A 10,147-nucleotide genomic window follows, 5' to 3' on the forward strand; every position below is an offset into this window, starting at 1 on the left:
TTTTTATTTTGTTCTTTAGCTATTTAGATTATTCTAAGCTGACATCAATAAAAACAAGGAAAGAATGATGAGTAAAGTAATTAAGAAATTGGAAGTTGCTCTTGCCGATACTTACGCACTGTATCTAAAGACTCAAAATTACCATTGGCATGTGACCGGACCTCAATTTAAAAGTTTGCATGAATTATTTGAGATGCAATATAAAGAGTTAGCTGAGGCGGTGGATTTAATTGCAGAACGTATTCGAGTCATGGGCCATAAAGCACCAGCTACTTTTACTGAATTTAATCAATTGAAAACAATCAAAGATGGTGATTCTGGGTTAAGCGCTAATGACATGATAATTGAGCTGGCTAAAGATAATCTGTCAATAGTAAAAGACTTGAATCAAGCAATAAAAATTGCTCAGGAAAACGCAGATGAAGGAACAGTCACCATCCTCAGTGATCGAATTGCCGCTCATGAAAAAGCCCATTGGATGTTAGAAGCATCAAAAGAAAAGAAATAAAGGCAGACATTAGAAATTAATTTTCAAAATTGATAAGTATTAATCCATAGTGTTAATCTCACTAGGATCTTCAGGGTTTGTTCGCGGCATCTAAAGGTGCGGAGATATCGCCATCCTTGCGGACAAACTGCGGCATATGGACACTTCTGAGCAATTGTCAGCAGGCCTATTTATATGAAATAAACTCATTGTAGAAATACCACTGTAATCGTAGAATAGGTCTTTTGCATTAAAACAAAGTAAATACAAGATGTTACTAAATCGACTTGATAATATTTTTAGCTAAGGATCGCCTTGTGTTTCGATTTTTATTTCCAGTCAGTCTATTTTTAAGCGCTATTCTTTTATTCAGCATTCAACCTATGGTTGCAAAAGTAATGTTGCCAGTTTATGGAGGAACGCCAGCGGTATGGACTGTTTGTGTGCTTTTTTTCCAACTCGTACTATTGATTTCTTATGGCTATGTTTGGATTTTAAGCCAAATTAGGAGACCTTGGATTTGGCGTTTTATTCATACAGGTTTAGTCATTCTGAGTTTTTCTGCATTTCCTTTGTTATTTCATCCGACTATTGAGGGTGGACAGCCTGAGTGGGCTATTCTACATAACTTGTTAGTTCAATTAGGTTTGCCTTTATTAGTTATTGGTGCTTCGGCCCCCTTATTGCAATTTGCCTATAGCCAAACGCAAAGCAAGGGTGCGGGGGATCCTTATTATTTATACATATCCAGTAATTTAGGAAGTTTACTCGCACTGCTGTTTTATCCTTGGGTGATAGAGCGGTTTGTTGGCCTAACTTATCAATTTCATTTCTGGAACATTGGATTTGCGATTTATTTATTATTTCTGGCGACAGTATTATTTTTTCCTAAATATCAACCTTTGAAAGTTGAAAAAAAGGAATTTGATTTTTGGCCCTGGCGTGAGATGGGTTATTGGATTTTCTTGAGCTTTATTCCATGCAGCTTAATGTTAGGGGTTACTTTATATATTACCACTGATGTTGCTGCTACACCATTATTTTGGGTTTTACCATTAGCCTTATATTTATTGTCTTTTGTCTTTACTTTCACATCCAAGCCGCTAATTTCACAAAAATGGCTGATTCGTAATTGTCTTTTTTTCCTGGTATTTACAATTATCGGGTTTATTTTGGGAGTGAATCAAATACGTGTTTGGCAATTGATATTATTCAATCTTTTAAGTTTTTTTGTCTTGGCATTGATTTGCCATGGCCAATTATTTGAACGAAGGCCGAAACCGCAACGGTTAACATTATTTTATTTTTGTTTGTCTTTAGGTGGGGTTTTAGCGGGCATTTTTAATGGGATTATTGCTCCAAATTGGTTTAATCAAGTTTATGAATATCCTTTGGCAATTTTATTATTCTTATTAGTCCTTCCCTTACCTAAAACTACTCGGGGTTGGTGGGTACCTCTGGTTGTATTAGCCTTACTTATATCTCATTATTGGCTCCCTGAAATTCCTCCACTTAAGTTTTTTTCAACTTTTCATATAGTGGCTATTCTCTCCTTGGGAATCATAGTTATTTGGCATCACAATAAAATGAATCTTGTTTTATCTATGCTGATTTTATTTATGTTTATTTATTTTCCACCGCTACAAGATAAACATATTTTATGGCAAAAAAGGAATTTTTATGGAGTAAAACAAGTATTCGAGAAAGATAATGTGCATGCCTTGATCAGTCAATCGACTCTTCATGGGATACAGGTGATGAATGAGAAAATTAATGGTCTCAGAACATATTATGGTGCTATCTCTCCGGTTGTTGATGCGCTGAAGCAGGAATTTAATCCTTTGTCTGTAACGATACTGGGGTTAGGTATGGGAACTTTGTTATGTCAATTTCGTGCTGCTGATGATGTAAAAGTCATTGAGATTGATCAACAAGTTATTGATTTAGCTAGAAACACTAAATTATTCACATACGTACGTGATTGTCCTCCTTCCACAAAAATTATTAAAAGTGATGGACGTTTAGCTTTGGTAAATATTCCTGATGCTTCGCAGAATTTATTAATATTAGACGCATTTAACTCTGATGCTATTCCCATGCATTTAATGACGCTTGAAGCATTTACCTTATACAAGCAAAAAATTACAGAAGATGGAGTTATATTGATAAATTCGAGCAATAGACATCTTCAGATACTTCCGGTTATTAATGCGATAGGACGTTCTTTGGATATGATCACTTTGTACTTAGTCCATAAAGGAGATAGAAAATTAGGGCAATTTAATTCGGAGTGGGCATTGCTTACGTCAAGTCAGACTTTAGCTTTTAAAATTATGAAGGAATCTAATTGGCGCTTTGTCGCAGACGATAATCAATTTTTGTGGACAGATGATTATTCCAATATAATACCCTTGTTGAAATGGTAGAATTAAGCTGATCCTATTTAGACTTCGGCAAGATTTCCTTTTGTTTCCAGCCAGATTTTTCTATCAGCAGCTCGTTTCTTATTGAGCATCATGTCCATGGTGGCCTCCGTTTGTTCTTCATCGTCGAGGGTGAGCTGAACTAAACGTCGGCTATTAGGATCCATAGTTGTTTCCCTGAGTTGCATGGGATTCATTTCTCCTAGTCCTTTGAATCGTTGAACATTTACTTTTGATCTGGTAGTTTCGGTAAGTTGTTGGACAATGCTGTTTTTTTCCTCGTCGTCGAGGGCATAATGAACAATTTTTCCTGCGTCTATCCTATAGAGAGGGGGCATGGCTACAAAAACATGACCTGCTTTCACTAGCGGTTTGAAATGCCGTAAAAACAAAGCACAGATTAAAGTTGCTATGTGAGCTCCGTCTGAATCTGCATCTGCAAGGATGCAGATTTTCCCATAGCGAAGCCCACTCAAATCGATAGAACCCGGATCAACGCCTATGGCCACAGAGATATCATGGATTTCTTGGGAAGCTAGAACTTGTGAAGAGTCCACATCCCATGAGTTAAGTATTTTTCCACGCAAGGGTAAAATGGCTTGGTAATCTTTGTTGCGAGCTTGCTTTGCTGAACCGCCAGCTGAATCACCTTCGACCAGAAAAAGTTCTGCTTGACTTAAATCAGTTTGTAGGCAATCGGCTAATTTCCCAGGGAGCGCAGGGCCTTGATGGATTCGTTTGCGTGCCACTTGCTTTGCTTGTTTTAAGCGTTTTTGTGCTCGTTCTATTGCCAGGGCAGCAATGATCTCACCTTGATTGCGATGCTGATTCAGCCAAAGCGCGAAGGCATCTTTAATGACATTGCTAACAAGCCCGGATGTTTGGCGGGAGCTTAATCGTTCTTTAGTTTGTCCAGCAAATTGAGGTTCTTTCATTTTGACTGATAAAACGTATTGGCATGGTTCCCATAGATCGTCAGCAGTGAGTTTTACTCCGCGAGGAAGCAGATTTCTCAGCTCACAAAATTCAGTCATGGCATCAAATAGACCAGAACGAAGTCCATTGACATGGGTTCCGCCCTGGATAGTTGGAATCAAATTCACATAGCTTTCATTTAAATTGCTATTGGCAGCCTCTGACCAAACAAGAGCCCAATCCACAGTGGCATCATCACTTTTGAATTCACCCGCAAACGGTTCTTCAGGTAGATAGTCAGCAGATAAGGTTTGCTTTAAATAATCCGTTAAGCCTTGTTCATAACACCAATGCATTTCTTCATTAGCGGTTTTATTAATGAAAGTCATTGATAGCCCGCTACACAATACTGCTTTGGCTCTTAAAACGTGAGTGAGGTGTTTTAAGGAGATTTTTGTGGTATCAAAGTATTTCCCATTAGGCCAAAAACGTATTTTAGTACCTGTATCTCTTTTTTTGGTGGTGCCTGTTTCATTTAATTCGCATAATTTTTCGCCATTGGCGAAGGTCATTTGATAAATAATACCGTTACGCTTGATGGTAACATCAACTCGTTCAGACAAAGCATTGACGACCGATACCCCCACCCCATGCAGCCCCCCCGAAAAGCTGTAATTTTTATCCGAAAATTTGCCTCCAGCATGCAGTCTAGTCATAATGACCTCGACACCACTTAGGCCTAATTGAGGGTGTAAATCGACTGGCATGCCACGACCATCATCTTCGACTTCAATGGAACCGTCTTCATGTAAAGTGACGATAATTCGGCTGGCAAAACCTGCAAGCACTTCATCCACACTGTTATCGATGACTTCCTGAGCCAGATGGTTTGGGCGCGTGGTGTCGGTATACATACCGGGACGTCGTTGAACCGGCTCAAGACCACTTAAGACCTCAATCGCTTCGGCAGTGTAATTTTCTGACATTGGCTTTCACTCATCTATCTATCAAATTGAAATAGGCTTACTGTTTTGTCCGTCCCCTCACGGTCGCGGCTCGGTTTAACCACAAACTGAGCCGCGACCGTGAGGGAGCGGGCATCTAGAGAACGCCTAAATTCAATCATTCAATTTTAGAATTTTGAATTTTCTCTGGTAGGTATTTTACCATAAATATTTGTTTGCTATAACAACCTTACTCTTGCTAGAGTGTAAGTATTATTATTTGTGTTGATAACCCATGCAAGATACCGCTGAAATCAATCAATTATCTGTTGCATTTAAAAGCCCTGATAAGATAATCATTGCTCTGGATAAGGTAAGTTTTTCCCTAAATCCAGGAGAAACTCTCGTTCTCTTGGGCGAATCAGGTTGTGGCAAATCCTTAACTTCCTTGGCTGTGATGCGTTTGTTGCCCAAATCTGGAATATATGGGGTTGATAGCCAAATCAAGGTACATGGAGAAGATATTCTAAATCTACCCGAGAAAATGATGAGGCAATTAAGAGGCGTAGGATTGCCATGATTTTTCAAGAGCCGATGACTGCATTAAATCCAGTATTGACTATTGGTGAGCAAATTGCGGAGGCTATAAAAAAGCATCAATCATTAACAGCGGCTGAAATAAAAGAAAGAACTATTTCATTATTAAATGAGGTTGAAATGCCTCAGCCCCATATGAGAATTCATCAATATCCACATCAATTATCAGGAGGCCAGAAGCAGAGGGTAGTGATTGCTATGGCCTTGGCATGTAACCCGGATATCCTTATTGCCGATGAGCCTACTACTGCTTTGGATGTTACGATCCAGGCACAAATATTAGCTTTACTAAGAAAAATCCAAAAAATATACAACATGAGTTTGCTATTGATTACTCATGATTTAGGTGTAGCAAAAGCTATGGCAGATAGAATTTGTATCATGTATGCCGGACAAGTGGTAGAGCAAGCCTCGGTAAAGGATTTTTTTTCAAAAGTCTGCCATCCCTATGTTCAGCAACTTTTATCCTCATTGCCTTCTTTTTCAAAAAGGAATGAGAAATTATCGATTATTGCAGGTACGGTCCCAACTTTAGAATCTATGCCATCAGGTTGCCGGTTTCACACGCGTTGTATTTATGCTTTTGAACGTTGTTACCAAGAAGAGCCTCAGTTGCAAGAAATAGAGTATCGCTTATTAAGATGTCATTTATATCCTGATCTGAACGAATTACCATCCTTGGACAAAAATAAAATAATTTGGAAACCCTCTGATGAAAAGACAGAGACCGTATTAGTAGTTGATAATTTATCTGTTCATTTTATTCAAAAAAAAGGATTTTTGAGTTGCAATAAAATGGTTTTTAAGGCTGTTGATGGATTATCTCTTACTTTATCAAAGGGTAAAACATTAGCCTTAGTAGGAGAGTCAGGTTGCGGTAAGACAACAGCAAGTCGTGCTTTATTGAGATTATTGCCAGTAGCGAGCGGAAAAATAAACTATAAGGATAAAGACGTATTATCTTTAAAAGGAAGAGCTTTAAGAGGATATAGAAAAAAAGTTCAGATAATTTTCCAAGATCCTTTTTCTTCTATGAATCCAAGGATGACAGTTGGAGAGATAATAGCAGAAGGCATGTATGCTCAAGGTATGAAGTCTTCTTATATCAAGAAACAACAAAAATATCTTATTGAACAGGTTAATTTACCAAGCACTAGTTTACATCGATACCCCCACCAGTTTTCTGGGGGGCAAAGACAAAGGATATGTATTGCAAGAGCTTTGGCAACTGAACCTGATATTTTGATTTGTGATGAACCAACCAGTGCGCTTGATGTTTCTGTTCAAGCGCAAATTCTCAACTTATTAAAAGAGTTACAACAGCAAAATGGCATAGCTTATTTATTCATAACTCATAATATGGGAGTGGTATCTTATATTGCTGATGAAGTGTTAGTTATGAAAGATGGTTTGGCAGTAGAGCATGGTTCTTGTGCAAAAGTACTGAAACAACCTGAACATCCTTATACCAAGCAGCTATTAAATGCTGTATTGGATATTTAAGCAAATTTTTTTTAAAGTCCATTGAAATAGGTTGAGTCATTTTAATGTAAAGAGATTAAGCAAATTATTCAGGATTTCTTAAGCATTTATATGCTATATTTTGTTCAATTTAAATAAGCAGCCCGCATGGAATACCTAGCGTTTTATTTGCCAAACTAATGTTTAGATTTCAATTTTGTGATTGAAGAACAAAGTGCGCGTAGCTATTCTACTTAAGCATTTTACTGATTGAGCAAAATTGAAAGGTGGACGTCAGGTTGGATAAAAAAACCGCTAGGTATTCCATGCGGGCTGCTTATAATAGGGCCATCTTTTCTGGGAATTCAGGACATGAAAATTACTTTAAATCAATTAGTTTTTAATAGCATTAAGGAATTTACGGATTATTTAGTAAGGAATTATGAACAAATTGATTCTGCTACTAAAGAAATCGATTTATTTATAAGTTGTGATAATTATGATCCTGATAGTGCTAAAGAGTTAAGCCAATTTCTTTTACGACCGAATTCCTGTCTCTATAATATACATCTAGTTCCTGAAAATTTAAATCCAGAGCAGAAAAAACTGGAACAACTCCTAAATAATATTTATTTATTCAATAAGAAAAGTAAATTGAAAGATGAGCAGTGGGGAAGAATATTTACCGTGCTTAGGGAAAATGCACATCCTGAAAAAATTGAATTATTGCTCAATATATTATCTGGACTTGAGGTTCATAGTATCTTAATAAACGAGGTATCTGCTTTATTCAAATATCCTCCTTATCCTGCTTTGGATTTTTTAGCTGAAAAATTACGTGAAGACTCAAGGGAGTTAAAGGATTTTATTGACTCATTTGATAGAGATCCCATGGGTGCAAGAGCTCCAAGACTTAGTAAGGAAGGTAATTGGGTTAGGTTTAAAGATCAGATTCTCAATGAACAATTTGAAACAACCCAGATACAAGGAGTTATTTCTAATATTCAGAACGCTCTCAACGAGACTGGTGTATCAAGTAAAGAACAATATGATTTAGCGCAACAAGCAGTTTATGTTAATGCCATAGGCAAGGATTATCCTCTAAAAATAGCTGATAAAACTTATATTGATTTAACGAAGTTAAGTCGGGATAAGCTACGGGAATTGTCAGATTTATTAATCATGGAGATTAAAAAACCAGACTCTAATGAGGAGGATGTATTGCGCGCTAAATTAAAATTAATTGCAATAATGCGCGAGCAATATTTCCGCAGTACAGGATTATTCCTCAATGCCACACAAATTATCTCTGTTTTGCTTTCACTGCATCATCAAGAGCAAAATTTGTTAATGGAAATGGGTACTGATAGAAACCAGAGCGCTCCTATTGCAATTCTTGCTGCCATGCAATGGGTGTTTGGAGGGGGGGGAACTGTTGATGTGTGTTTTGCTAATCATGGATTAGCAGCACAGGATTATAAAGATAAAGGTGATAGAAATTTCTTCACTTATTTGGGTATTCCTTCCTCTGTGATAGAGGCCAATTCTGAGGCGGGGACCTATCAAATTGAAGGCATCAATTATTCTACAATTTCTGATTTGACTTCCTACCATACTCATGCAGAGATAGAGGATGAAGAATTGTCTAAGGATAAATACGGCTATCCTGTTTCCAGCAACCTCATTCTTAATAACCCTGATTTTTCCATAGTAAACGGCAGAATCTTGTCTAATTTTTCTTTGCTTTTTGATCGTTATAAGGAGAAGGGGCGCATTGTAAGGATTGCAGAAATAGAAGAGATTAGCTCTGAATTAGTTAAGCAATCCAGTAAATTTGATATGGACAAGGGTTATCGTTTTTCTTCTTTTAAGAAGAATTTGCAGGATGAATCAAATATTCATATACCTGATTCCCAGGAGCATTTTGAAAGTATTAAACAGGCCATCTTGAATGTTGCGCCCGGACAACCAATTGTTTTAGTTGCAAAAGACGCTAATCAGGCCGCTCGATTAAGTGATGCATTAACAATACAATTTAAGGATGACAACAAAAAATATGAAATAGGTATTTTCACAGGTGATGAGCCCGAGAAAGGCAAACAAAAATGGATTAAAGAACAAGCGGGGAATGCAAATACTATAACTATTATTACCAAGCCATTGCTTCAAGACGTAGACTTTAAGACAAAATATCCTAAAGGCTTTTTAACAATACAAGCTTATTTGGATACTCCTGATATTACTAAAAAGATTATAAATGGGATATCCAAAGATGGTAAGCCAGGGCACTATGTTGTTGTTTATGAGGGAGACGGTGTTAAATCACATTCATGGGCTTTTAAAACTAAGGAAGACAAACAGAATATATTGAAATCTCTGGAAAAAATTCAACAGGGAAGAAGGGAAGAAGTCGCAGTAAAACAGTATTTCATCCAATCAGTTTCTAACATTCAGCAAGTAGTTTTGAGTCAATTTGAAGAATGGCAAGCATTTTTGCATCTGATTTATCCCAAATCAGAATGGGGACAACTGGATAATGAGCTATTCGTCCAAAGAGAAGAGTTGAGTCATGCATTAAAGAAACAATGGATAAAGTGCTTAGAAGATTCTGATCCCAAGAAAATGTACTCCAATCCTTATGTTCGTAGAGATGAGTATCGTTTGCAAACAAGTGAGTTAGAAACTGCATTACAAGAGTATGAACAATCCGTCACGATCATCTGGAATAATCAACGTAGCCAGTTGAAAGCAAAAACAGAAAATAGATTCGTCGAAGGTTCTATCAATGCATTACGTTGTAAATATTTGGAGAATGTTGAGTTAAGTGAGCAAATAAAATGGAACAAATTGGCAGCTCGTTTAAACAAAAAGGAAGCGGCTCAAGAGAAAAAACGCAGTCATCGTTATTTGGAGTCCGCAACAGAAGTTAATGGTGCCATGTTAAGTTATTTTGATGGTGATTTAAGCCTTATCGATTAGCTTTTGTGAACAGCCAACTGAAGTTATTTGCCAGAGACATTAGTAAAGAAATCAATAACTCTTCATTGTCTTCCAGCGTGAAAAGATCACTAATCAATAGAGTGATTAATGCCGATAATTTTCTTGCTCTTCAATTGGTATTAATTGACTATGAAAGTCGATGGCTAAGCAAAGAGAAATTTGCGGAAAAATTCCGTATGCAGTCAATTATTAGTGATATGCTTAGAGTAAATCAGCTTGCAGGATTGGAAGAAAATAAAGAATTAACAATTTTAAAAGAAACTTATCTTGATAATGCAGCAACAGAAATCATTCAGAACCTCGAGCATACGCTAGCTTGG

Annotated in this window: 5 protein-coding genes and 1 pseudogene; 5 read left to right on the plus strand and 1 reads right to left on the minus strand. The window is 37.0% G+C overall.

From position 1 onward, the window contains the following. Window positions 1-67 precede the first annotated feature (67 nt). Together OK13_RS12775 and OK13_RS12780 are read left to right on the plus strand one after the other, a co-directional pair. Window positions 68-508, plus strand: a complete 441-nt coding sequence (locus OK13_RS12775; RefSeq protein WP_035891363.1) for a Dps family protein — start codon at window positions 68-70, stop codon at window positions 506-508. A gap of 296 nt (window positions 509-804) precedes the next feature. Then, entirely contained in the window at window positions 805-2,913 is a 2,109-nt protein-coding gene (locus OK13_RS12780) for a spermidine synthase (RefSeq protein WP_052117688.1), read from the plus strand. A 17-nt stretch (window positions 2,914-2,930) separates the two neighbouring features. On the opposite strand, the gene parE is transcribed toward OK13_RS12780, so the two are convergent. After that, a complete protein-coding gene (parE, locus tag OK13_RS12785) occupies window positions 2,931-4,811 on the minus strand; it encodes a DNA topoisomerase IV subunit B (RefSeq protein ID WP_035891365.1) in 1,881 nt (626 codons plus the stop codon). A gap of 253 nt (window positions 4,812-5,064) precedes the next feature. Between parE and OK13_RS16210 the strand changes: the two genes are divergently transcribed. From OK13_RS16210 to OK13_RS16215, 3 genes and pseudogenes are all read left to right on the plus strand, one after another. Continuing rightward, window positions 5,065-5,349, plus strand: a complete 285-nt coding sequence (locus OK13_RS16210) for an ATP-binding cassette domain-containing protein (protein ID WP_420911431.1) — start codon at window positions 5,065-5,067, stop codon at window positions 5,347-5,349. Further along, window positions 5,325-6,869, plus strand: coding sequence for a dipeptide ABC transporter ATP-binding protein (locus OK13_RS12790; protein WP_420911432.1), 1,545 nt, complete (start codon window positions 5,325-5,327; stop codon window positions 6,867-6,869). Before OK13_RS16210 ends, OK13_RS12790 begins: the two co-directional genes overlap by 25 nt. A 2,355-nt stretch (window positions 6,870-9,224) precedes the next feature. Next, a pseudogene (locus tag OK13_RS16215) lies at window positions 9,225-10,147 on the plus strand (hypothetical protein); the annotation flags it as partial.

This window comes from Legionella norrlandica (assembly GCF_000770585.1).
Taxonomy (GTDB): domain Bacteria; phylum Pseudomonadota; class Gammaproteobacteria; order Legionellales; family Legionellaceae; genus Legionella; species Legionella norrlandica.